Raw genomic sequence first — 21,869 nt, 5'->3', positions numbered from 1 at the left:
TGAAACAATCACCCATTATTATCAAAAAGCATTATCTTTAAATTATTAATTAGTTATTTAGTGTTGATTTTAGTTGGCGATAAAAAGTGGATTTTAAGCTTATTTGTTTCTAGATTGGCTTCTCGGTGCGCCGAGTTGAATAGCTAAGTGGCATACACACACGGATAGAAAAGCACTTAACCCCAGCGCACCGCCATAGCTATTAAGTAGTGGTACAAGATAATGAAATAAAAAAGAAAAAAGTATACTTGCCGAGCATAAAGTGTAAAAACCGAAGCGCTTGGGTGCGCTCATGCCAATGAAAGTACCGCCAAAGAATAGCATCGAATAGAGTTCAGCATTGAGGTCTAAAAATAAAAATAAGGTGTAAGCGACAATAGATAAAGTAGCTGATGCTCTAATGGCCCCAATACGGTCATACTTGGCTAAAAAAAACGTTAAAAAAGCCCCTAGTAGCGATACAATTATTGACAGTAAGCTCATATAACAATGCCTCGAGCAATTACAAAAAGTGCAATACTAACAAAGGCTATGCTGCCAAGCTTTCCACCAAAGCCGGTAAATAATTTTGTGCTTGTTGCGTATAACACCGCGCCAATCAAAGAAATAACGGCTAACTCCCAATAACTAGTGATAAGTCCCTCAGAGCACATTCCAGCAAAACTACCGGCATAAATTGCAGAGTGAGGATGTTGTCCATATGACTTTGGTACAGGGATAAAACTGCCGGCTAAGCCGACTAAACACGACGAAATTAGCGGTGGAATTGCAAATTGGGTGTGAAAAACGAAGCAAAGGCTACACCCGAAAAAAAAGGCAATATATTTTAAAATAAAGAATTTAGTCATTGGGGTAGAATAAATGACAGGGCGTAAATAATCTATAATGAGTTCATAGGTAACTGCCATTTAGCCAATATTTCCTGATATTCACAGGTCTCTTTAACTGTTTGCAGGGCATGTTTAAGCTTAAGGCTGGTTTGTTTATCAAGTGTTTTATTGGCTGCAAAATACAGTGTTGCGGGGTAGTCGTTTAAATGTACTTGTTTTTTAACTTGGCTTACATCGAACCCAGCAAGTTTTAATTCGTTTTTTAAAGTAAGCGTATTTGTTAATACAAAATCTAAACGTTGTTTAAATAGCATCTGCCATAACTGGGTATAGTGGCTAACAAGTACTAAGTTTTCGTTATCTGAAAAGCCAGCATCACGAAGGTATTGCTCGCTAGAATAACCATTAATTGTGCCTACTCTATACTCTTTGGCTTGTTCTAAATTGCCCACTTTTCCTTTAAAAGTGTTTAAGCTTATTAAATAAGCGTCTGCAAAATATACCGCGCCAATCCAATCAAATAGTTCTGAGCGCTTTGGGTTTTTTAACAATGACATCATAATAATGTCAGAATGTGTTTCGAATCGATGATATGCCCGTGCCATTGGCATAATTTCGAATGTTCCATCAAGCTTTGCTTTATCCAACACCGCTTTTGATAAATCAACCAATGCGCCAACAACCTCGCCTTGCTCATTTGTATAATGGTAAGGGGGAAGATCTTCGGCCACAAATGTCAGTGCTAGCGCAGGGTTTTTAAAACAATTTACGATAACGAAAACAGTGGCTATGAAGTACAAAACTTTATTCATGTAGAGGTGTTTACCTTAAACGAGTGAGTGTGTAAAAAAGGCTAATGTTCGTTGCCAAGCAAGCTCAGCACTGTCTTTATCGTACCGGCTAGTAGAATCGTTATGAAAACCATGATGGGCGCCTTGGTACATGTGCATTTGATAGGGAACATTATGTACTTTTAAGTCCGTTTCGTATTCAGGCCAACTGGCATTTACACGCTTATCTAGTTCACCAAGCTGAATCATTAAAGGGGCTTTGATATTTTTTCGCAATTCTTTCGTTGCTGGTGTGCCGTAAAATGGTACGCCTGCGTTAAGAAGTGTTGAGTCAATAGCAGCTAGGTAATTGACAATATAGCCACCAAAGCAAAAGCCAACAGCGCCAAGTTTGTTATTGCTGCGTGGGTGTGATTTTAAAAACTCTGCGGCAGCTACAAAATCATTTTTAATTTTTGCTCTGTCCATAGAGCGTTGCATTGCACGGCCTTCGTCATCATTGCCGGGGTAACCACCAAGCGGGTAAAGTGCATCAGGCGCAAATGCGATAAAACCAGCTTTTGCTAAGCGCCGTGCGACATCTTTAATATAAGGGTTTAAACCACGATTTTCGTGAATAACCAGTATAACGGGGCGCCTGCCAGCTATATTCGCCGGTTCAACGAAATAACCTTGCCCTTTATCGTGGCCCCTCAGTGAACTAAAAGTTTGATAGGTTGCTTTTATATCATCATCGTTAAACGAAACCTGCTCAGCTAGCACATAATTAGGTAGTAAGGCTGTGGTGAGTGTCGCCATTGAATAGCCTAAGGCTGCGAGCGAGCCTAGTTTTTTAATAAAGGTACGTCTATCCATCATGCCGTGAGCATATTCATCATACCAATCGAATGCTTCTTGAGGGATATGATCAGAGGCTGACTTATTCATAGAGAACTCTATAGTTAACAATGTTTACACTAATTTAACGTAGCTGTACGCAAATGTATATCAATCTATAGTCAATAACCAAACAGACTAATTTAATTCACTTCTACACCTTGATGTTGGGAGGCTAAATCATCTAACTCTGAACAGGTATAATCAAACCCCGTACCATCAAATTGATAGCTAACTTTGACATCAAAGCCACCATTAAGTAGCCTAGTTTTTACTTTCGCAATAGGCCAATCTTTGAGTTCATTTAAAAAGCGATTGGCAATTTGTGCCGATTGAAAACGATAGCGTATTTCTGAGTTCATATTGGGCCTCTTGTTAGAAAAATTTTATTTGCAGTTTGTGTATTTAACTAAATTAGTCAAGTTTTTTGTAATTTTATCAATAGGGGATTACATATACGCACTAAGTGCGGTATAAGAGCGGTATGAAAACACCTAAACAAATCTTACCGCTTATCGAAGACGGTATTGTTGATGAAGTCATCAGCCAATTAATGAGTGGTAAAGAAGCCTCAGTCTATGTTGTACGCTGTGGAGAGGCTATTCGCTGCGCCAAAGTGTATAAAGATGTTCAACACAGAAGCTTTAAACAGGCTGCTAAATACCAAGAAGGTCGAAAGGTACGTAACAGCCGACGTGGCCGTGCCATGGAAAAAGGGTCTAAATTTGGTCGCAAAGAGCAAGAGAGTGTGTGGCAAAATGCAGAAGTCGATGCGTTATTCACATTATCTAAAGCGGGTATCAAAGTGCCACAGCCATACGGGTGTTACGATGGCGTATTGATCATGGATTTAGTTACAGATGACGACGGCGATGTAGCACCACGTTTAAACGATGTTAGCATGACCGCAGAGCAAGCTATTGAAGATCATGCCACTATGGTTCATTACATTAGGTTGATGTTATGTGCAGGTATCGTGCATGGTGATTTGTCTGAATTCAATGTGCTGGTCGACAGCTACGGTCCAGTGATCATTGATTTACCACAAGCGGTTAATGCATCTGCGAATAATAATGCACAAGAAATGTTTTTACGCGATGTGCGTAATATGCGCCAATATTATGGCCAATTTGCTCCTGAGATTCTTGTAACACGGTTTGGTGAAGAAATGTGGGCGTTGTACCAAGCTGGAGAGCTCACACCTGAGACAACGCTTTATGGCGATTTAGAAGAAGATAACAGCTCTGCTGATGTGGACTCTGTGCTTGATGAAATTAAAGCGGCATTTGAACAAATGCAAGAAAACCAAGAGAGAATTAAAGCTGCTGAGCAAGCTGACGACAATTAAATTCTTTATGTTCAATCTATACAAAAAGGGGCCGATCAGCCCCTTTTTTAATTTCACCCATAAATCAATTTATTTAGCTTGTGTAATAACAGTGTCTATTAGATGTACCACGCCATTGCTGGTGTAGATATCAGTAGTCACAACATTGCTACCAGCCACTTGTAATGACGTTGCTGGTAAGCTTACTTGCCACCAGTTATCACCCACGCCTTGGCCATTTGCTTGGCCCGGTGCTTCATCACCTGAGTAGGTGTAAAGTGGGCGATCTAAATAAGCCACTTGCATGGTGCTGTCTTGACGCTCTACAAGTGAAAGACCTGGGATATTTGCAATACTTTCTTGCGTGCCAATAACCGGTGGCCATGTTTGAGCACACGTGTCGTTACATACGCTCATTGACTGCTCTAAATCAGCATTAAATACATACACTGTAGCACCAGAATTACTTGAGCCCATGCCAGTAACAAGACGCATGTTAGTGCTGTCATATGCAATAGTGTCTGTTTGGGTGTTAGTTGTACTTGTAAAATCAACAATACTTACAGATAAGTCATTTCCTGCAAGAGTCTCAACCATCTTACCATTTGCAGCAAATGCATTTGTTGAGCTTACTTGTGCACCTAAAACATGCTGAGTTAGTACTTGGGTTAGGGCATCGTTATCAGCTAACAGCGCATTTAATGTCTCTGCTGGAATTTTTTTGAATGCGTCGTTAGTTGGTGCAAATACAGTAAACATTTTCGATGTATCGTTAAAAGTATCTACTAGATTTGCTGCTTGCAACGCCGTAACTAATGTTGAAAGTGATTCAGTTTCGGTTGCAACTGTAGCGATAGTTTTGGTTGGTGTGCCCATGTCTTTTGGTGGCATGATAACTTTGTTTAAAACATGGATTACACCATTGTCAGCTGTAACGTTTGCTGTAGTGACTGCGGCATCATTAATGAACAACGCACTATCAACATAGGATAAAGCAGCCATATCGCCATTCGCCATTGTTGTTTTATTGCTTTCACTGGTAGCAACGCTTACTGCCGCATCTTGAAGTACTTTAGCATCTGCAATTAAGTGGTACTGTAAAATGTTTTTAAGTGTTTCAGTATCAGCAAGGAGCGCGTCAATTGTGTCTTGACCTAGGGCTGCAAATGCTGCATCTGTAGGTGCAAATACAGTAAACGTGTTTGTTGGATCTGCTACTAGCGTATCTAAGCCTGTAGCATTAAGAGCTGCAAGCAATGTAGTGAAATTACCGTTACTCGTAGCAACATCTGCAAGTGTGCCATAACTTTGAGGAAGCTCAATGTCACCTACCACCACAGCATCAATTACGTGGATAAAACCATTTGTCGTGTTGATGTTAGTTGTTGTTATGTTTGCGCCACCAAATGTTAGGGTGTCTGTCTCACTGTTTATTGCAATTGCTTGTTGATTACCTTGAACGGTTTCAGCGCTTTTGCCGTTGAGTGACATGGCTGTTACAGAATCAACTTTTGCCGCTAGAACATGTTGCTTTAGAATGCTGGCAAGTACATCTGGATTTGCCAATAAAGTGTTTAGCATTTTTTCACCAATGGCTTCAAAAGCAGCATCTGTAGGTGCAAATACTGTAAACTCAGAAGATGTATCAGACAATACTGAAGTTAGGTTTGTCGCTTCCAGGGCGGCTAGTAAGGTTGTAAAGTTACCAGCTTGCTGAGCAGTTTCAATAATATTGCTAGTCGGTGCTGGTTGATTTTCTTCGCTTGGCATTAACACAGCGTCAACGATATGAATGATACCATTGTCAGCTGCTACATCAGCATTAGTAACAGAGCTTGTGTTGACAAGTAATGTTTCACCACTTAATGATAACGCAATTTCTTGACCATTCACCGTTGTTACCGTTGCGCCAGCTAAGCCAATAGCCGCTTCTGCATCGACGGAACCCTCTACAACATGGTAAGTCAGTATTTTGCTCAATTTGTCAGTATCAGCAAGTAATGCGTTAATAGTGTCTTCGCCAAGTAAAGCAAACGCGTCATCAGTGGGTGCAAATACTGTGTACGATTTACTAGTGTCTGCAAGCGTGTCGTCCAAGCCAGTGGCTTGCAACGCTGCAACAAGGGTAGTGAAGTTTCCTGCGTTTACTGCAACATCAACAATTGTTGATTTAGATTCTATTGGGGGGGTTACACTATTTTCTTTGTCATCATCGTCATCATTACACCCTTGTAAAAACGCAAGGGTTAAAATAATAAGTAAGAGCTTAACGAATTTATCCATCTTGTAATCCTTTTAACAATTTAATTAACAATCGAATAACCTTTACGCAGTAATTGTGTAAAGTGATCATAAATAATTTTTGTTATTCAAATTGGGTACGGTGGTAAACTCCATTTTAAGTAAAGTCGGCTTTTTAATATCTATATAAATTAATATTGAACGATTACTCCAGCGTGATTTGCAAGCCTACTTGCTTTAATCTCAATGTTAATACACTCAGCCATTTTTACACATTAAAGTAGCGACTTTACATTTTTCGCATGCTGCGACGCTATTGTAATTTAAATGATAATATTAAAAAGTTAATATTAATCAAGTGGTTATTTTATATCTGAGTACTGGCACCTGTATTGCAATTAGTTAAAACAATAACCGCTCTTACAGAAAAAATTTTGAGCTTGGCATATCAATTAACTGATAGGTGAAAGTAATGAGGTCGATTAAACAAATAGAATGTAAGCATTCAACACATGGGCTAAAGCAGGTAGTTAAACATGGATCTGTACTGTTAAGTTGTTTGGTTGGGTTCTATACATCTACTTCATTTGCAAGCATCTCAAATGAAATACCTAACAAAATGGCAAATCAACAAGCCAGTGACGTGTCAAAAAGTATTTATATAGATCCTAAATCAACACAGCAAATTGAAAGGATGAAAAACGTAGTCGCCTGGCATCAGGAAATTGTAAATCGTGGGGGCTGGCAACAGCTAAACCTCGATGGTGCATTTATTCACATTGACACACGAGGCTTTAAAGCTCGTTGGAGAAAACCTTAAGTTATTATTTGACTATACGATTTAATAAGGAAATGTATGTCTATTGGGAAGAGTTTAAAACAGCAAACGCGTAAGTTTATTGACTCTAAGCATATGCTCAGCGGGATCACGGTTGCGTCATTTTTAGAATCGACTATTGTGCCGATTCCACTTGAGGCGGTAATGGTGCCACTAATGCAAGCTCGTCGAGATAAGTTGTGGGTAATTGCTTTGATGGCAACAATTGGCTGCATTGTTGGCGCTTTGGTAGGTTATGCGCTGGGCTATTACTTATTTGATTTGATTGGTGATTGGGTTATTAATACATTTTCAAGCCCAGAACAGTTTGAAAATGTTAAACAAAAAATGCAGGAGCAAGGCTTTTGGTTTGTACTGACCTTAGGGATTGTGCCAATTCCATTTCAAATAGCTATGTTAGCAGCTGGGGCGACTAAGTATTCGATAATGCTGTTTTTACTGGCGACTACCATAGCTCGTTCAATTCGTTATTTTGCACTTGCGCTGGTGGTTTACTATGCTGGCGACCAAGCAGAAAAGGTGATCAAAAAACACAAGACGAAAGCTCTCATTTTTGTCACTGGATTGGTTTTGATCGCATGGTGGTTAAGTTCTTTATAAGTCTATTGTTTATTTGGTAGTTGCTCGTTCATATAGCTAGGTTTTATTGAGCGCTGCCAAATAGCTTTAAAAGCTTTGTTAAATATATATAAAAATAGTAATGGCATTAAAATGAGTTTCACAACTAACAGAGATAAAAGATTGATGAAGTCTATAAAAAGCGCCTCTAGAGACGCAACCATTTCAGTAATCCCCGATGTCACTGCATCAGCTACTTTACTCACCATATTTCCTGTATTGCCTGTTAATTGATCATTATATAGCTGAATATTTTGTTTTAATTGCTCTGTTTTATCGTGTAATGCCGCAAGCTGATTATTCAGTTTGGCTTGTTGTTGTTTTAAATCCTGTTGTTGCTCAATAAGCGGCTTAGCCTGTTCAAGTTGTGTCATTGTCAGCTTTTGTGTCAGGCTACGATTAGCTTGAATTGCATCAATATCAGTTGTAAGTTGTTTTAATTGATGTTGATTATTTTTAACAGTTTTGTTTAATTGGCTTTGTTCAGTGCTGAGTAGTGTTAACTCATCTAATGTTGTTTGTTTTTGGCTGGTAATTTGCGAACGCATATTTGCAGATAATGCTGAGGTGGCATTTGCCTGATCTGTTAGTTTGTCGACAGTTTGACTTACTGCTTTACTTTGCGTATCAATTTCGTCATCTAAAAACACTTGGCTTGCAAACCCTGTTGTAATTACCACGAGTGGAATTAAAAAACGGACTAATATGAAGCTTGCTAACACGTTCGTGCTTAGTTTTTTTAAGTAACCAAAGTAATCACACACAACATAGCACGCAACACTCAAGCTAAACAGAACACTAAAAAGTACTCCCGAGGCAATGCTTAATAAAATACGCTGTATAAATAAAGAGCCTAATGCCAAGCGCATCGCATCTGACATGTATTCAGCTAAATCATTAACTGGGTCGAGCAATTGTGCTGGTTGGATACTAGCAATACCTATGCCTACTTCAGCGGACTGTAATAGCGATATAATGGCATTTACAGAGCGAGATGAGGCATACAGAATGCCTGACTGTAATAATGCTTGATCAATGAAGTCCAGAATAAAGCTCTGAAAATGAGGTAACCAGGCTAGTAAAACTAAGCTACTCAGTAGTATGTACTTAATGACTTGCTGTGAAGTAAAAGGCAAGTGAACCTCTAATAAACAACTAGGTGTTACTCACTATAAAGTGAACAACACCTATTGCCAATTATTTATCACCAATGAGTTGTTGCGGAATTTCCCAACTTTGTTGTAGTAATTCATTTTTCCACGTTTGAATGGTGACCCAAAGCTTGTCATTTTGGCTAATAGTGACAGGTGCAATTGCGTGAGCGTGCTGGCCGTGATCCGTGCCATGCATTATGCCTTCGTCACTTTGAGCAAACTCACTCAATGGCAGTGGTGCAGGGCCTATATTCAAATATGCTTGACGGATATTATTAATTTCACCTTGGTTAAACGCTAGATAAAAATCTTTAACATACTCGTTGTGATGAGAGTAAGGCTGTTCCATATTGAGTGGCATTGGGGCTATTTTAAATTCTCCAATGGTTTGCTCTTGCCATAAGTCAGGAAAGGTTGGGTTTAAAGCTTGATAAATAAATACGCAGGGTAAAATTAAAAACAGTGCATTAAGTAAATATTTTTTTTGTTGCCACCAAGTACTTTGTAAACGCGCCATTAGCTTGCCTCCACAGTTTTGCTGATAGTTGCTGGGCTTGGCTTTTTAGCTTTAACCAGTTTTTTTGAGTACATCATAAAGCCTGTAATTGACATGCCACTTAAAATCAAGCCAAAGATAAACCAAATTATCTTGGTCCAGATACCGCCAATTGTGCCGTAATGCAGAGGGTCTGCAATGTGAGATAATGTTTGTAAAGTGGTCATTGTTTCAGGGCTTTTGCTCGTGGCTATTTCACCTGACCATGGATTCACAGAGGTCGAATATGAGTAACCATCGTAAAAAATTGTATCACCCGCACCCATGATGTTGTACATACCGCGATTGTGTTCAGGCAGCATGATATAAGTAGGAGTAAAATCGCCAAATTTATTTTTAGTCAAGGCAACAGCACTATCTAAACTAATAGGTTGAGTGTTTTTAGAGTTGGGTAATTGAGCTTCGCTTACTAAAGGCGCATGCTCTTCAATATCAATTTCGTTATGCCACATAATTGATTGAGCCAAGTACCAAAGCCCAGTTAAACTCATGATGGCCATAAACCAAATTGACCACACACCACTGACCGTGTGCAAATCTTTTAGTAGAGTTTTACGACCTTGGTTGAAGCGAATTTTAGGTTGGACAAAGGCGCGCCAAAAGCTTTTGTAAATAATTAAGCCGGTGATCAATGCCCCTAGAATAACGATTGCCATAGCACTGACTAGGTAATAACCAACACTATAGCCTTCTTGCCAAGGGAAAAATAACCAGCCATGTAACGTCCGCATAAATTCAACGAAGGAAATTGTTTGATTGATAGCCTGCACTTCACCAGTATATTGGTTTACATAAGCAACAGCGTAAGGTTTGTCTGTGTCGGTAAAAATTATCGCGTTAACCAGGTAAGGTTCATAGCTAAGAATGCTCATGACATCGGCGCTAGGATGCTGACTTTTTAAGCTTGCAATCAGTGTGTCTTTTGATTTTTCTGGTAAATTATCTGGGTTTGTGGCTCTTGCAGCAGAATTTGTCAACCATGTTAACTCGTGGCTAATTACCGATACGGTTCCAGTGACACAAATAAAACAAAATAAAACCCAGATTGGTAGCGAGCACCAACCATGCAACTGAAACCAAAACCGTTGGCTTACCTTTGCCATGTTAACCTCTGTATTGTAAATAGTAAGTATTATCAATTCTTTTTAGATTGTACTACTAAAGCTTAGAGGAACTCAATTAGCTTTGCTAAATGTTCTTCTTACAGGGGGGAAGTAAGGGTCTGTTGACCTTTGCGGATTGAAATTTGTTCAAAGAGGGGCGAATTAATCGCGGCGCAAGGTTTGTAACCAAGTGGGTTAAGTCAAAACCGAGCAAAGCTTCCGTGTCCTGCTCACGCCCCTTAGCACCATCCATGTAGGCCAAAAAGCGTAAATCGCCTATTTATGGGGAGTAACCACACCACATAGGCGCTGCCTTGCCTGAATACCAAACAGATTGCTGAAATTTAACCTTAAAAATCAACATACTAGTTTTTTGCTATTCTTTATTAAGCGTAACCACTCGTTGCGGAAAGGGTATTTCAATATCAGCGCCTTGAATAGCACTATAAACACCGCCGTTAACAGCAAGTTTTGTTTCAATAATTTTGGTCGTTGGAACCCAATAACGGTAACTGATAGTAACGCCACTTTCAGCAAAGGCTTCAATACCAACCTGTGAATGCGGGTTTTCAGCCACTAAATCATGTTGCTCTAGCACTTTTTCTATCAGGCTAATCGCCTGCTCTGCACTGGCATCATAGGCAATGTCAATTTCGCCTTTTACAAGTGAATAGTTAAATGAGTTATGAAGAATTTCACCAACAATATGTTTATTTGGAATAGTGATCTCTACTTTTTCTTCATTAATTAGCACTGTGTGACCCAGCTCAATAGTTTTAACTTGCCCACTAACATTTTTGACTTCGATTGTGTCGCCAACAATAAAAGGTCGTGTAGCAATAATTGCAAGACCTGCCCCATAATTTGACAGCATTCCTTGCAGTGCTAAACCTGCACCAAGCGATGCAGCACCAATGGCTGCAACAAAAGGGGTAACACTAATACCTATTTTGCCAAGCGCTATAATGATAAACATAATTATCAATAATACTTTAACCACATTACTGACAAAGTTAGTTAAGGTAATATCAATATTGTTACGAGTCATAATACCCGCAACTACTTTAGACAGTTTTTGCGCTATCCATAATCCAAAAATGAGTATGAGTACCGCACCCACTAACTGCATGCTGTATTTGACCAAATACTCACTGATCATTGTGTAGTATTTTTCAACTTGCTCTATTTCTGTACTGATCATGAAAAGCCTATAAGTAAATAAAATTCAATTAAGTGAGGGAAGTTATAATAGCAGAAGTTGGCTGAGATAAGGATAAAGCCAAGGTACTATAATTGCCGTCAGTAGTGCACTTAATGCCATAGCAACAGACGAAAAAGCACCAATTTGCGGGTGTTTATTCAGTGCAGCAGCTGTTCCAATTGCATGGCACGCAGTTCCGATTGCAACGCCTTGGGCTTGATGATTTAACACGCCACTCCATTGCAAAATAATAAATCCAAAAAGCGCGCCTAGCAAACCAATAAAAATAACCATTGCAGCAGCTAAAGAAGCAATTCCTCCAAGGGAGTCAGTAACCACTAAGGTGATTGGTGTCGTTACTGACAAAGCGGCAACAGAGTGTGCCAGTTCTTTAGGGACAGCAAATACGATGCTTAATAGAAAACCGACAACGGTTGCGTTAACAATGCCAACAACACTACTGATGAAAATAAGCAAAGCACTTTTTCGAACATGTAAAAATTGCTTATATAAAGGGAGTGCGAGGGCGACAATGGCGGGTTCTAACAACCAGCTCAAAAACTGGGTGTGATAACTAAAAGTTTCATAAGGTATATTAAATAAGATCAGTATTAAGGCTGATAAAACAATTGCTAAAAATACAGGGTTGGTTAGCGCAATAAAGGTTGTAGACTGGCTCAGTTTATTTAAATGTTTAAGTAACATAAACCCTGTAACCACAGCGGGTATACACAACCACCACAAACTAATCATGCTGCGATCGCCCTTTGAAGACGGCTATTAGATGGCTAATTAATAGCAGGCTAGTTAAAGGAACTAAAATTAGGCAGGCAACGATAAACTGCCAGTGTAATGAAATTAAGTTTAAATGTTCAATAAAGCCAACACCTGCGGGAATAAAAAATAAAGGCATAAAATTCAACAAGGGAGATGCGCTAGGGGTAACATGGTGTTCTTTAATTAAACCAGTGAGCAAAAGCCCTAATAATAAAAGCATACCGAGCAAAGGCGCTGGAAAGCTGCCTTGAGTCAATTGCATGATTACTTTTGCAACTGCGAGGCAGGCTAGAATGATTGCTATACTGAGCAAAAGCTGGGCACTTGCTTTTAGTGAAAGAGTAAAGGCAGACATATCAATGCTCTAAAATATTGGTTTTACTTAAGGAAACAAAACTTAATCATGTTTTGAATTTTTTCACTATGCGACTTTATAGCTAAGCATAATGAGAGTGTTACCAACGTTTGCTGTTTTGGTACTCAATGTTATCGTCACCTTTTGCTTTGGCGATTGCACGTTTGGTATTTTTATTGACCAATAGTCTAATCTGGCTAAATGTTTCTTTGGCGAGTATATGTCGTCGGGGAGTTGCATAGCTTTGCTGAGTAACTCGTTTTATCGCAGCTAGCGTATCGGGAGAACGGCTTGATAAAGTAGTGATCATATTTAAGCACTCTTGCAAAGGGTCATCACAAACTTTAGTGACTAAACCAAGTTGATGTGCTTTTTCTGCATCAATTGGTTTGGCGTGGCTGGCTAACCAAAGCGCCTGGTCACGCTGTAACAAACTTGGCAAAATAACATTTGCACCCATATCAGGGCAAAGTCCCCAGCGGGCTTCCATAATCGCTAATTTAGCATTGCTATGTACGATTCTATAATCTGCACCAAGGGCTATTTGTAAGCCGCCACCAAAGCAATTACCTTGAATAACAGCAAATACAGGCACACTTAACGACTGCCATCCAAGCACCACTTTTTGCGCTAAATTACAATTTCCAGGCAACCATTTAAATAGCAATTTGAGAATATTCATTGGATTTTCCATCACGGAACTGACATCAAGTCCGGCACAAAAATGTTCTCCATCACCTTGGATAATAACGGCACGAACAGATTTATTTTTTTTAATTTTTTTGATAATCCCATTCAGCTGTTTAAACATAATGAAACTGAGAGCATTTTGTTTTTGCTCTCTGGCAAGCGTTACAAACGCAGTGTGATGTTTTATTTCTAGTTTAACCATGTCAACTCCTCTGACCTGTTTGGATTAGCTTACGAGTTAATTGAGGTTATGTAAAGTCTATGCTTTGTATTGAAAAATAAAGCGTATTTAGGAGTTAAATTGTTAATTTGACCTACAAAAGGTAACAAAGTGGTGTATATTTTTAATTGAACTAATTGCTATTTTATCTATCAACACTAGCCGACGAGCGTCTGAAACGTTTCGCTGCATTTGAAATAATCATAAACCGTAGTTTAGCTGTAAGCTACAAGGAGAATAAAAACATGTTTAAACGGTTCACGCCAAGTATATCGAGCTCGTGGCTGCTTTTGGCTATCAAAGGTACTTTAGCGACTTCATTAATAACAACGTTAGCTGGTTGTTCTGATGATAATGCAGCTAAACAGGTTGCTCCAGCACCTGCTGTTTCAGTGTTTCATGTAATAACGCAAGAGGTGGGTAATTATCGTGAATTTGTTGCTCGTACAGAGGCACATCAAGAAGTTAAAATTCGAGCTCGCGTTGAAGGTGAGTTAATTGAACGCCATTTTGATGAGGGGTCATATGTTGAAAAAGGCCAATTGTTATTAAAGATAGACCCTTCAGAGTATCAATCGAGTGTGGCACAAATTGAGGCTGATTTAAAAAGTAAAACAGCGGGTGCAAATGGCGCTGAACGTGACTTAAAACGAGGTAAAGAGGTTGCAGCCCAAGGTTTTATTTCTCAGTCAGACTTAGACAAACTCACCACCAACTTCGATCAAGCAACAGCAGCCGTGAAGTCAGCTGAAGCAAGCCTGGAAAAAGCAAAACTTAATCTGAGCTATACCGAAATTAGAGCGCCGTTTGCTGGGCGCATTGGTAAGGTAAATTATGATGTGGGCAACGTTGTTGGGCCTGGCTCAAACGAGCTTGCTGAACTGACCGATGTGGATCCAATCTATGTTAACTTTCAGGTAGAAGAGGCTGATTATATTAGCTATCGTCAAAAGCATCAAAACACAAATGATAACCCCAAAAATGTAGCAATAGATTTAGCGCTTCGTTTACCGAACAACACTAATTTTGAATCTAAAGGTCAACTCGATTTTGCTGACACAAAGATTGATCGCAGTACAGGGACGGTTGAGCTACGTGCCGCATTTGCTAATGAAAAGGCAATTGTTATGCCGGGTTTATTTGTTACTTTAATTGTTGAAAGTAAAGATAAACAGGCTCATTCACTTATTCCGCAAGCAGCAGTGCAAGAAAACCAACAAGGCAAGTTTGTGTTAGTGGTAGGTGATGATAATAAAGTGGCAACACGTATAGTAACACTAGGCAGACGAATTAATGCCATGTGGGTTGTTGAGTCTGGCCTTGAAGAAGGTGAAAGAGTCATTGTTGAAGGCCTTCAAAAAGTGCGCCAAGGCGTTGAAGTTAAAGCTGTTGAGAAAGAAGTTGATCATACAACAGGCACTATTTCAAATAAATCAAACTCAGCGAGTTAAAGGGAGCGCTCATGATAAGTAAAACGTTTATCGCGCGGCCCAAATTTGCCTTAGTGATATCGATTGTGATCACACTGGCAGGTTTGATTTCTGTTGGCTTGTTGCCGGTTAATATGTATCCAGAAATTACGCCACCGCAAATACAGATCACCGCCGTTTATCCAGGTGCTAGCGCGCAAGTTGTTGAAGAGTCGGTTATTAGACCCATTGAAGAGCAGGTTAACGGTGTTGAGGACATGATGTATGTGGAGTCCAGTTCAAGTAATAATGGCACGGCAATTATTACTGTGTACTTTAAAGTTGGCACCGATACTGATATTGCCCAAGTTAATGTTCAAAATAGGGTGGCATTGGCCGAGCCTGGATTACCTAGTGAGGTGACCCGTCAAGGGGTTTCAGTGAAGAAGAAATCGAGCTCAATGTTGCTCGGTATTAACTTGTATTCTGATAAAGAAAATATAGATGCAATATTTCTTAGTAACTATGCAACTAATTACCTTACAGAACCTCTAGGGCGAATTAATGGGGTGGCATCAGCGGAAGTTATGGGTGAGCAAACTTACTCTATGCGTTTATGGTTACGTCCCGATAAAATGGCCTCTCTAGGTTTAACGGTTACAGAAGTCAAAGCGGCACTACAAGAGCAAAATACTATTGTTGCTGCAGGTCAGCTTGGGGCTGCACCATCGCTGCCGAGTCAACAATTTGAATATTCAATTCAAGCAAGGGGGCGTTTGAAAACGCCAGAAGAATTTGGCCAAACAATTATACGCGCCAATCAAAATGGTAACTTTGTTCGACTAAATGACATTGCGAGAATTGAGCTGGGGTCAGCGAGCTATGGCACAACGGCAAAACTGAATCAACAAGATACGGCATTTTTGGTCATTTACCAACTTACAGATGCTAATGCAACGCAGGTCGCCAGTGACGTTAAATCGACAATGGCTGAACTTGCGAAGCAACTCCCTGATGGCGTTAAGTACTCTATTCCTTATGATACAACCGAGTTTATTAATCGGTCGATTGAAGAAGTGGTTGTCACTTTATTTCAAGCCGTTGGTTTGGTTGTGCTTGTGGTCTTTTTATTCTTGCAAAATTGGCGTGCAACGTTGATTCCCACCATAGCCATTCCAGTTTCATTAGTGGGTACGTTTGCGTTTATGATGGCAATGGGTTACTCAATTAACTTAATCACTTTATTTGGCTTAGTGTTAGCAATCGGTATTGTGGTCGACGATGCAATTATTGTTATTGAAAATGTAGAGCGAATTTTAAAGGAAGAAAAGCTGCCAATTAAAGAAGCTGTTACAAAGGCAATGACGCAAGTGACAGGGCCTATTATTGCCACTACCTTAGTGTTGCTTGCTGTGTTTGTTCCCGTAGGGTTTATGCCAGGGATAACGGGTGAGCTATATAAACAGTTTTCTGTAACAATCTCATTTGCGGTCTTAATTTCTTCTGTGAATGCACTGACCTTGAGTCCAGCATTGTGTACTTTATTGCTTAATGAAAAATCGATGCAGCCAATCAAGTGGTTGGCACCTGTTGAGCATAGCATCACTAAATCAACTTCCGCTTACAGTAAGGTTATTCACTTTATACTCAAGCGCGTAGGGCGTATGAGTTTGTTTGCGATAGTTATATTTGTTGCCGCTGCATGGCTTGCTAAAAGTGTGCCGACAGGCTTTGTACCAGCAGAAGATCAGGGCTTTGTATTTGTTGATGTTCAATTACCAGATGCCGCTGCTTCAGGGCGTACAGAACAGGTGATGAAGAAGATTGGCGAAGTTATTAAAAATGAACCCACTGCAACCGATTTTATTGCGGTATCAGGCTTTTCATTAATTGGTGGAGCTGGCTCTAACAATGCACTTGGTATTGTGATTTTAAAAGATTGGGAAGAAAGGAGCACACCGGAACTTGGTTTGAAAGCCACGATAGGGCGTTTAATGGGGCAGCTATGGGCAATGCCAGATGCGCAAATCATGGTATTTAACCCACCACCAATCCCAGGACTTGGCAATAGTTCAGGTTTTGAATTCCGTCTACAAGATAGTGAAGGACGTGACCCTAACGAATTAGCACAAGTGCTTAATGGTCTAATTTATGAGGCTAATCAACACCCTAGCTTATCAAATGTATACAGTACGTTCCGTGCAAATGTGCCACAATACTTCTTGGAGGTTGATAGAAATAAAGCCAAAGCACAGGGCGTTGCACTGAGTGATATATTTATTACCTTACAGGCTCAATTAGGGTCACTGTATATTAATGACTTTAATCAGTTTAGCCGAACTTACAAAGTAATTATGCAAGCAGAGAGTGAGTTTAGAAAAGACCCGAGTGATCTTCAGCATTATTTTGTTCGAAATGATCAAGGAGACATGGTGCCATTGACGACATTGGCTAAACTTGAACCGATCCTTGGACCTACGACCCTAAACCATTTTAACTTGTATCGCAGTGCAAGCATTAGCGGTCAAGCAGCTGCCGGCTTTTCAAGCGGTGATGCAATCGCCGCAATGCAAGAGCTTGCAGGCCAGTTGCCAAATGGTTATACATTCGAATGGGCAGGGCAGTCAAAGCAAGAAATTGAGGCTGGAAATATGGCGCCCATTCTATTTGGTTTAGCTGTTATTTTTGTTTACTTGTTTCTCGTCGCTCAATATGAAAGTTGGACTATTCCATTTTCAGTTATTGCTGCTATTCCATTGGCTATGTTTGGTGCAATGCTTGCCTTGTATGTACTGGGTATGGAAAACAATATTTATGCCCAAGTTGGTTTAGTGCTCTTAATTGGTATGTCGACCAAGACAGCCATTTTAATTGTGGAGTTTGCGATGGAAGAGCGCCTTGCTGGCAAGAGTATTTTTGAGGCTGCGCTGAGTGCGGCAACAATGCGATTTAGAGCTGTATTGATGACGGCATTTTCATTTGTATTGGGTGTATTGCCGCTGGTTTTTGCAACTGGGGCTGGCGCAGGTAGTCGGGTATCGTTGGGTATTACTGTTTTAGCAGGTATGTTAGCCGCCACGATATTTGGTACATTATTAGTCCCGCTGTTTTATAGTTTGGTGCAAACCATGCGAGAGAAAGTCAAAGGTACTGCTAATACTTAAAACTGACGCAGAGGCCATTTAAAAAAGTCAGGGAAACCTGGCTTTTTTTTGGCAAAAATTTGTTTAGGTTTGATACTATAAGGAAATTGATAATGTTGAAGGGTCCACTGTAATGACTGGTCCACGTTTATACAGCGAAGAAGAAGTAACACATCAAGCATATGATATCTTTTTAGAGTTAGCGCCTGATAACTTAAGTGAACAAGATATTGAAGATTTTAATATGCATCGTGAAGAGCTTGGCTTTATTGAAGAAGGTGAGCCAGATGCTCAATGGCAAGATTTTGTTGCGCTTGAGATTGAACCGGAGCACTTTTTACAGGTATTAGTAGGTCTGGAGTTTGAGAACCAAGATATTTTATTTGCCAAAATTTTAATTAGTCGCGATAAAGATGCTCCTTTTTGCCATATTTTATGGAAGGATAGCGAATAATCAGATGATCAATTTAGTACACCAAATAGTTAATTTCCTTACCATGTTAGTAGGTAAATAGTGAATCGTTTTATTCTGTTACTCTGCGTATTCGTCAGTTTAAAAAGCTGGGCAGTCGATCCATTTGAAGACTTCCACGAGTATGGACAACTATCAGAAGAGGAAATACATAAAATTCACCAAGGTGAATTACTTTATGGTGATACTGAATTTGGTTTTATCGTCAGCAGTGGTAATACAAATTCGACCAGCTTTAAACTTAAAGGCAATTTATATCAAGACCTCGAAAATTGGCGCAATCAATTTAAAATAGACACGCTTTATAAACGTGACGAAAATGAGGCAACAGGTGAGAATGAAGTTTCCGCTAATCGTATCTTTATATCCGCTCAGGGAAACTACAAAGTAGGTGTCAAAGATGCATCATTCTTTATCTATGGCGATTATGAAAACGATGAGTTTAGTGGCCTTGCATTTAAAAGTACATTAGCAACAGGTTACGGTAATCGTTTATATGAGGGTGAAAAAAACCAAGTCGATTTTGATGTTGGGCCGGGCTTATATCGCTCAGTTGCAGATAGCAGTACGGAGATTGAAGAGGGGGAAGATGCGACGAAAACAGGTTACCTTTTACGTCTAGCCCTACAGTGGGAGCGCACTGTATCTAAGCGAACACGCTTTAACCAGGATGTAAGTATTGAACAGTCTTTATCTGGACTCAATTCACGTTTAAAATCAGAAACATCATTGATCAGTCAACTTATGGGTGACATGTCTTTAAAGTTTACTTACTTATATCGCTATAACTCAAAACCTGAAGACGATAAACTCAAATACGATTCAGAGCTTAGCGCGACTTTGGTTTATAGTTTTTAACCCCTATTGAGATTTTTATGTATAAAAATAAGCAGTATGCATTATTTATTTTTGCAATCCTTGCTTGGATTGGTAGTTTTGTTGGACTTGCTTGGTATTTAATTGGCGCAGATATGCCTTTAATGGTGTTTGCTGGCATATTAATTCTGGTAGGTTATGTATTTCATGGCTTGACCATTAAAGTAGATCACACATCTATTAGCTGGGGTTTTGGTCCTGGTCTATTTGGAGATACTTTATTGTTGCAGGATATTGTGGAAGCGAAAGCTGTGGAAAACTCATTTCGCCATGGTATAGGCTTACGAATAACCCATGACGGTTGGATTTATACTGTGTCAGGGTTTAGTGCGGTGCAATTAACAATGAAAGATGGCAGTCAGTATCGGTTAGGTACTAATGATCAAGCGGGGCTTCTTGCTGCATTAGATGGTAAGATTAGTCCGTTAGAATCCACTAAGACTGCTTAAAGCAGCTAAAAAAAGCGCCGTCGAGGCGCTTTTTTTGTAACTATTTAGTGCTCGTGGCCACAGCCGCCTTCGCCATGAACATGGCCGTGAGCAAGCTCATCAGCACTAGCATCACGTACTTCAAGAACTTCTACATCAAATTTCAACGTAACACCAGCAAGCGGATTGTTGCCATCAACAATCACTTCATCTTCTTGGATATCGATGATCATAACTGATTGATCACCGTCATCAGTTGTTGCTCTAAACTGCATGCCAACTTCGATTTCCATGCCTTCAAACATAGACTTAGGCACAGCTTGCATTAATTCATCATGGCGCTCACCATAGCCATTTTCAGGTTCCACAGTTACGCTTAATGTATCACCAGCCTGCTTGCCTTGCAGCGCATCTTCTAGGCCTGGAATTAAATAACCAGTTCCAATGATAAACACGAGTGGCTCGCCATCAAAAGAATTATCGATAGAGTTGTTGTCATTATCCGTTACAGAGTAATGCATTTTAACCACTTTATTTTCTGCAATGATCATAGTCATTCCTATTTATTCGTCTTCAAGAGAGTAAGGCAGTGCTTGGATGTTCAGCCCTACTTGCGGTGCATGTTTTACACGCAGTGATTGACTAGGCTCACTGTCGTTTGGCAACACAACAAGGCCATAAAAAGTATGTGATTCTTTATTGTATGCTTGCGCTATGATTTTTCCAGCTCGGCGCCAGTTTTCGCCGACTTGGGTTTCTACATCTAATTCTTCAAATGTGCCATCGCTTTTACCTGATACGATAAACATAGCGCGTTTATTTTTGCCTAAATACTTCATGCGAGCGACAGTTTCTTGACCTGTGTAGCAGCCTTTACGAAAACTGATACCGCCAATAGCTTGTAAATTAACCATTTGTGGTACATATTCACCGATAGCTTCACTGTTTAGCTGCGGCTCGCCAGCTAAAATTGAATGCTGTAGCCATAATGCATCATCCTCTAAACGGGTAACCTTCTCAGGTAATTTATAGTCATCATTGAGTATGAGTAACAAGCGGTTATTTGCTAGCTTGAGGGCTTTTCCTCCAGCAAAGTCACACGCAGTGATTTTCTCAGAAAACGCCAGGCCTAATTGTTCCTCTACAGAGCTTAAATCCTCGGCTATTAAACCGACCAATTGCTGTGAAGATAACTCAATATCTACCTTTGAAAATACAGCATATTTTTTGAGTTCACCTAAAGACTGTTCAATTTCTGGTTCAGAGGCAACCAGAAAATAACTATCTTTAAATGCAAATAATTTAGCGACACTCCACAGTTTGCCTTTTGCATTACAGTGTCCGGCCCACAGAAAGTTATCTTGCTTAAGTGTATTTATATCTTGGGTGATTTGGCCATGAAGATAGGCGAGTTTATCTATACCACTTATACTGATCAGCTTATGTGATAATGGGCATGCATATACAGTCGACATAAAAACCTGCTTTGCGAGAAATTTAGGTACTTATAATAACGTAGATGCTTCTATGGGTATAGATGAAATCAAATGATAAGTTAGTACATTGGAAATTATTTTACTCAAAGATATGAAGTATTATTTAAAGCTGTTTATTCATAGGCATTTTGTTAAACTCAGTAACAACTAAGTACGAGGTAAAAAATGACTGAAATTCATAGTAAAGCACGTATTCGCTGGGCTTGCCGTCGCGGGATGTTAGAGCTTGATGTATTGTTTATGCCATTTGTTGAAGAAGCGTTTGATTCGTTATCAGCAAAGCAACAAGCAGTGTTTCAACGTTTATTGGAAGCAGATGATCCCGACTTATTCGCTTGGTTTATGGGCCATCAACCTTGCAAAGACGCTGAACTAAGCGAGATGGTGCAGCTTATTTTAAATCGAGTTCGTGTATAGATTTTGCGTTACAAATAATAAAGCAGATCATAAAGTTTTTGTGGTCTGTTT

Annotated in this window: 24 protein-coding genes; 9 read left to right on the top strand and 15 right to left on the bottom strand. The window is 39.7% G+C overall.

The features are described from left to right. Nucleotides 1-99 precede the first annotated feature (99 nt). The 5 genes from ACFI4Z_RS08620 to ACFI4Z_RS08600 form a co-directional block, all read right to left on the bottom strand. Nucleotides 100-483 carry a hypothetical protein gene (locus tag ACFI4Z_RS08620; RefSeq protein ID WP_462670223.1) on the bottom strand — a complete coding sequence of 128 codons (384 nt, stop codon included), beginning with the start codon at nucleotides 481-483 and terminating at the stop codon, nucleotides 100-102. Next, nucleotides 480-848 carry a hypothetical protein gene (locus ACFI4Z_RS08615; RefSeq protein ID WP_462670235.1) on the bottom strand — a complete coding sequence of 123 codons (369 nt, stop codon included), beginning with the start codon at nucleotides 846-848 and terminating at the stop codon, nucleotides 480-482. Before ACFI4Z_RS08615 ends, ACFI4Z_RS08620 begins: the two co-directional genes overlap by 4 nt. A 32-nt stretch (nucleotides 849-880) precedes the next feature. Further along, nucleotides 881-1,642 (bottom strand): substrate-binding periplasmic protein, encoded by a 762-nt coding sequence (locus ACFI4Z_RS08610; RefSeq protein ID WP_462670222.1) that lies wholly within the window; start codon nucleotides 1,640-1,642, stop codon nucleotides 881-883. A gap of 15 nt (nucleotides 1,643-1,657) precedes the next feature. After that, entirely contained in the window at nucleotides 1,658-2,548 is an 891-nt protein-coding gene (locus ACFI4Z_RS08605) for a dienelactone hydrolase family protein (protein ID WP_462670221.1), read from the bottom strand. A gap of 92 nt (nucleotides 2,549-2,640) precedes the next feature. After that, nucleotides 2,641-2,859 carry a hypothetical protein gene (locus tag ACFI4Z_RS08600; RefSeq protein WP_099296575.1) on the bottom strand — a complete coding sequence of 73 codons (219 nt, stop codon included), beginning with the start codon at nucleotides 2,857-2,859 and terminating at the stop codon, nucleotides 2,641-2,643. Between the two features lie 122 nt (nucleotides 2,860-2,981). Here ACFI4Z_RS08600 and ACFI4Z_RS08595 point away from each other — a divergent pair, with 122 nt between their 5' ends. Further along, complete coding sequence (locus tag ACFI4Z_RS08595; protein WP_462670220.1) at nucleotides 2,982-3,845, top strand: PA4780 family RIO1-like protein kinase; 864 nt, start codon at nucleotides 2,982-2,984, stop codon at nucleotides 3,843-3,845. 69 nt (nucleotides 3,846-3,914) lie between these two features. Here the strand turns inward: ACFI4Z_RS08595 and ACFI4Z_RS08590 are convergent, their stop codons facing one another. Next, a complete protein-coding gene (locus ACFI4Z_RS08590; protein WP_462670219.1) occupies nucleotides 3,915-6,107 on the bottom strand; it encodes a fasciclin domain-containing protein in 2,193 nt (730 codons plus the stop codon). Between the two features lie 430 nt (nucleotides 6,108-6,537). Between ACFI4Z_RS08590 and ACFI4Z_RS08585 the strand changes: the two genes are divergently transcribed. Next, nucleotides 6,538-6,885 (top strand): hypothetical protein, encoded by a 348-nt coding sequence (locus tag ACFI4Z_RS08585; protein ID WP_462670218.1) that lies wholly within the window; start codon nucleotides 6,538-6,540, stop codon nucleotides 6,883-6,885. Between the two features lie 36 nt (nucleotides 6,886-6,921). Then, on the top strand, nucleotides 6,922-7,503 hold the full coding sequence (locus ACFI4Z_RS08580) for a YqaA family protein (protein ID WP_462670217.1): 582 nt from the start codon (nucleotides 6,922-6,924) through the stop codon (nucleotides 7,501-7,503). A 2-nt stretch (nucleotides 7,504-7,505) separates the two neighbouring features. On the opposite strand, the gene ACFI4Z_RS08575 is transcribed toward ACFI4Z_RS08580, so the two are convergent. The 7 genes from ACFI4Z_RS08575 to ACFI4Z_RS08545 all read right to left on the bottom strand — a co-directional run bounded on the left by ACFI4Z_RS08575 (nucleotide 7,506) and on the right by ACFI4Z_RS08545 (nucleotide 13,559). Next, on the bottom strand, nucleotides 7,506-8,657 hold the full coding sequence (locus ACFI4Z_RS08575; protein ID WP_462670216.1) for a hypothetical protein: 1,152 nt from the start codon (nucleotides 8,655-8,657) through the stop codon (nucleotides 7,506-7,508). 61 nt (nucleotides 8,658-8,718) lie between these two features. Next, a complete protein-coding gene (locus ACFI4Z_RS08570) occupies nucleotides 8,719-9,192 on the bottom strand; it encodes a hypothetical protein (RefSeq protein ID WP_462670215.1) in 474 nt (157 codons plus the stop codon). After that, nucleotides 9,192-10,334, bottom strand: a complete 1,143-nt coding sequence (locus ACFI4Z_RS08565) for a PepSY-associated TM helix domain-containing protein (protein ID WP_462670214.1) — start codon at nucleotides 10,332-10,334, stop codon at nucleotides 9,192-9,194. The genes ACFI4Z_RS08570 and ACFI4Z_RS08565 overlap by 1 nt, the downstream gene beginning before the upstream one ends. A gap of 376 nt (nucleotides 10,335-10,710) precedes the next feature. Next, complete coding sequence (locus tag ACFI4Z_RS08560) at nucleotides 10,711-11,535, bottom strand: mechanosensitive ion channel family protein (RefSeq protein WP_462670213.1); 825 nt, start codon at nucleotides 11,533-11,535, stop codon at nucleotides 10,711-10,713. Nucleotides 11,536-11,577: 42 nt separating this feature from the next. After that, nucleotides 11,578-12,288 carry an LrgB family protein gene (locus ACFI4Z_RS08555; protein ID WP_462670212.1) on the bottom strand — a complete coding sequence of 237 codons (711 nt, stop codon included), beginning with the start codon at nucleotides 12,286-12,288 and terminating at the stop codon, nucleotides 11,578-11,580. Next, nucleotides 12,281-12,667 (bottom strand): CidA/LrgA family protein, encoded by a 387-nt coding sequence (locus tag ACFI4Z_RS08550; RefSeq protein WP_462670211.1) that lies wholly within the window; start codon nucleotides 12,665-12,667, stop codon nucleotides 12,281-12,283. The genes ACFI4Z_RS08555 and ACFI4Z_RS08550 overlap by 8 nt, the downstream gene beginning before the upstream one ends. A 100-nt stretch (nucleotides 12,668-12,767) precedes the next feature. Continuing rightward, entirely contained in the window at nucleotides 12,768-13,559 is a 792-nt protein-coding gene (locus ACFI4Z_RS08545) for a crotonase/enoyl-CoA hydratase family protein (RefSeq protein WP_462670210.1), read from the bottom strand. A gap of 263 nt (nucleotides 13,560-13,822) precedes the next feature. Here ACFI4Z_RS08545 and ACFI4Z_RS08540 point away from each other — a divergent pair, with 263 nt between their 5' ends. From ACFI4Z_RS08540 to ACFI4Z_RS08520, 5 genes are all read left to right on the top strand, one after another. Then, on the top strand, nucleotides 13,823-15,028 hold the full coding sequence (locus ACFI4Z_RS08540) for an efflux RND transporter periplasmic adaptor subunit (RefSeq protein ID WP_462670209.1): 1,206 nt from the start codon (nucleotides 13,823-13,825) through the stop codon (nucleotides 15,026-15,028). Nucleotides 15,029-15,039: 11 nt separating this feature from the next. After that, nucleotides 15,040-18,150, top strand: a complete 3,111-nt coding sequence (locus ACFI4Z_RS08535) for an efflux RND transporter permease subunit (RefSeq protein WP_462670208.1) — start codon at nucleotides 15,040-15,042, stop codon at nucleotides 18,148-18,150. 112 nt (nucleotides 18,151-18,262) lie between these two features. Then, the gene (locus ACFI4Z_RS08530) at nucleotides 18,263-18,583 is read left to right on the top strand and encodes an HI1450 family dsDNA-mimic protein (RefSeq protein WP_462670207.1); all 321 of its coding nucleotides are present in this window, start codon (nucleotides 18,263-18,265) and stop codon (nucleotides 18,581-18,583) included. Nucleotides 18,584-18,643: 60 nt separating this feature from the next. Beyond that, entirely contained in the window at nucleotides 18,644-19,459 is an 816-nt protein-coding gene (locus tag ACFI4Z_RS08525; protein WP_462670206.1) for a DUF481 domain-containing protein, read from the top strand. A gap of 17 nt (nucleotides 19,460-19,476) precedes the next feature. Beyond that, nucleotides 19,477-19,926, top strand: a complete 450-nt coding sequence (locus tag ACFI4Z_RS08520; RefSeq protein ID WP_462670205.1) for a hypothetical protein — start codon at nucleotides 19,477-19,479, stop codon at nucleotides 19,924-19,926. A gap of 44 nt (nucleotides 19,927-19,970) precedes the next feature. On the opposite strand, the gene ACFI4Z_RS08515 is transcribed toward ACFI4Z_RS08520, so the two are convergent. Then, nucleotides 19,971-20,456, bottom strand: coding sequence for an FKBP-type peptidyl-prolyl cis-trans isomerase (locus ACFI4Z_RS08515; protein WP_099296592.1), 486 nt, complete (start codon nucleotides 20,454-20,456; stop codon nucleotides 19,971-19,973). A gap of 12 nt (nucleotides 20,457-20,468) precedes the next feature. After that, nucleotides 20,469-21,380 carry a tRNA-modifying protein YgfZ gene (gene ygfZ / locus ACFI4Z_RS08510; RefSeq protein WP_462670204.1) on the bottom strand — a complete coding sequence of 304 codons (912 nt, stop codon included), beginning with the start codon at nucleotides 21,378-21,380 and terminating at the stop codon, nucleotides 20,469-20,471. A 186-nt stretch (nucleotides 21,381-21,566) separates the two neighbouring features. On the opposite strand from ygfZ, the gene ACFI4Z_RS08505 reads away from it, so the two are divergent. Continuing rightward, nucleotides 21,567-21,818 (top strand): FAD assembly factor SdhE, encoded by a 252-nt coding sequence (locus ACFI4Z_RS08505; protein ID WP_462670203.1) that lies wholly within the window; start codon nucleotides 21,567-21,569, stop codon nucleotides 21,816-21,818. Nucleotides 21,819-21,869 lie beyond the last annotated feature (51 nt).

This window comes from Pseudoalteromonas sp. RWi3 (genome assembly GCF_054960735.1).
Note: the sequence above shows the minus strand (reverse complement) of the source record. Positions and strands in the feature narration are given on the sequence as shown.

Bases quoted from the DNA above. Each gene is read 5' to 3' on its own strand.
- ACFI4Z_RS08615 (WP_462670235.1), bottom strand. From the start codon at position 848: ATGACTAAATTCTTTATTTTAAAATATATTGCCTTTTTTTTCGGGTGT.
- ACFI4Z_RS08560 (WP_462670213.1), bottom strand. From the start codon at position 11,535: ATGATCAGTACAGAAATAGAGCAAGTTGAAAAATACTACACAATGATC.
- ACFI4Z_RS08505 (WP_462670203.1), top strand. From the start codon at position 21,567: ATGACTGAAATTCATAGTAAAGCACGTATTCGCTGGGCTTGCCGTCGC.
- ACFI4Z_RS08570 (WP_462670215.1), bottom strand. From the start codon at position 9,192: ATGGCGCGTTTACAAAGTACTTGGTGGCAACAAAAAAAATATTTACTT.
- ACFI4Z_RS08545 (WP_462670210.1), bottom strand. From the start codon at position 13,559: ATGGTTAAACTAGAAATAAAACATCACACTGCGTTTGTAACGCTTGCC.
- ACFI4Z_RS08530 (WP_462670207.1), top strand. From the start codon at position 18,263: ATGACTGGTCCACGTTTATACAGCGAAGAAGAAGTAACACATCAAGCA.
- ACFI4Z_RS08520 (WP_462670205.1), top strand. From the start codon at position 19,477: ATGTATAAAAATAAGCAGTATGCATTATTTATTTTTGCAATCCTTGCT.
- ACFI4Z_RS08565 (WP_462670214.1), bottom strand. From the start codon at position 10,334: ATGGCAAAGGTAAGCCAACGGTTTTGGTTTCAGTTGCATGGTTGGTGC.
- ACFI4Z_RS08605 (WP_462670221.1), bottom strand. From the start codon at position 2,548: ATGAATAAGTCAGCCTCTGATCATATCCCTCAAGAAGCATTCGATTGG.
- ACFI4Z_RS08585 (WP_462670218.1), top strand. From the start codon at position 6,538: ATGAGGTCGATTAAACAAATAGAATGTAAGCATTCAACACATGGGCTA.
- ygfZ (WP_462670204.1), bottom strand. From the start codon at position 21,380: ATGTCGACTGTATATGCATGCCCATTATCACATAAGCTGATCAGTATA.
- ACFI4Z_RS08595 (WP_462670220.1), top strand. From the start codon at position 2,982: ATGAAAACACCTAAACAAATCTTACCGCTTATCGAAGACGGTATTGTT.
- ACFI4Z_RS08600 (WP_099296575.1), bottom strand. From the start codon at position 2,859: ATGAACTCAGAAATACGCTATCGTTTTCAATCGGCACAAATTGCCAAT.
- ACFI4Z_RS08590 (WP_462670219.1), bottom strand. From the start codon at position 6,107: ATGGATAAATTCGTTAAGCTCTTACTTATTATTTTAACCCTTGCGTTT.
- ACFI4Z_RS08555 (WP_462670212.1), bottom strand. From the start codon at position 12,288: ATGATTAGTTTGTGGTGGTTGTGTATACCCGCTGTGGTTACAGGGTTT.
- ACFI4Z_RS08535 (WP_462670208.1), top strand. From the start codon at position 15,040: ATGATAAGTAAAACGTTTATCGCGCGGCCCAAATTTGCCTTAGTGATA.
- ACFI4Z_RS08620 (WP_462670223.1), bottom strand. From the start codon at position 483: ATGAGCTTACTGTCAATAATTGTATCGCTACTAGGGGCTTTTTTAACG.
- ACFI4Z_RS08580 (WP_462670217.1), top strand. From the start codon at position 6,922: ATGTCTATTGGGAAGAGTTTAAAACAGCAAACGCGTAAGTTTATTGAC.
- ACFI4Z_RS08515 (WP_099296592.1), bottom strand. From the start codon at position 20,456: ATGATCATTGCAGAAAATAAAGTGGTTAAAATGCATTACTCTGTAACG.
- ACFI4Z_RS08550 (WP_462670211.1), bottom strand. From the start codon at position 12,667: ATGTCTGCCTTTACTCTTTCACTAAAAGCAAGTGCCCAGCTTTTGCTC.
- ACFI4Z_RS08610 (WP_462670222.1), bottom strand. From the start codon at position 1,642: ATGAATAAAGTTTTGTACTTCATAGCCACTGTTTTCGTTATCGTAAAT.
- ACFI4Z_RS08540 (WP_462670209.1), top strand. From the start codon at position 13,823: ATGTTTAAACGGTTCACGCCAAGTATATCGAGCTCGTGGCTGCTTTTG.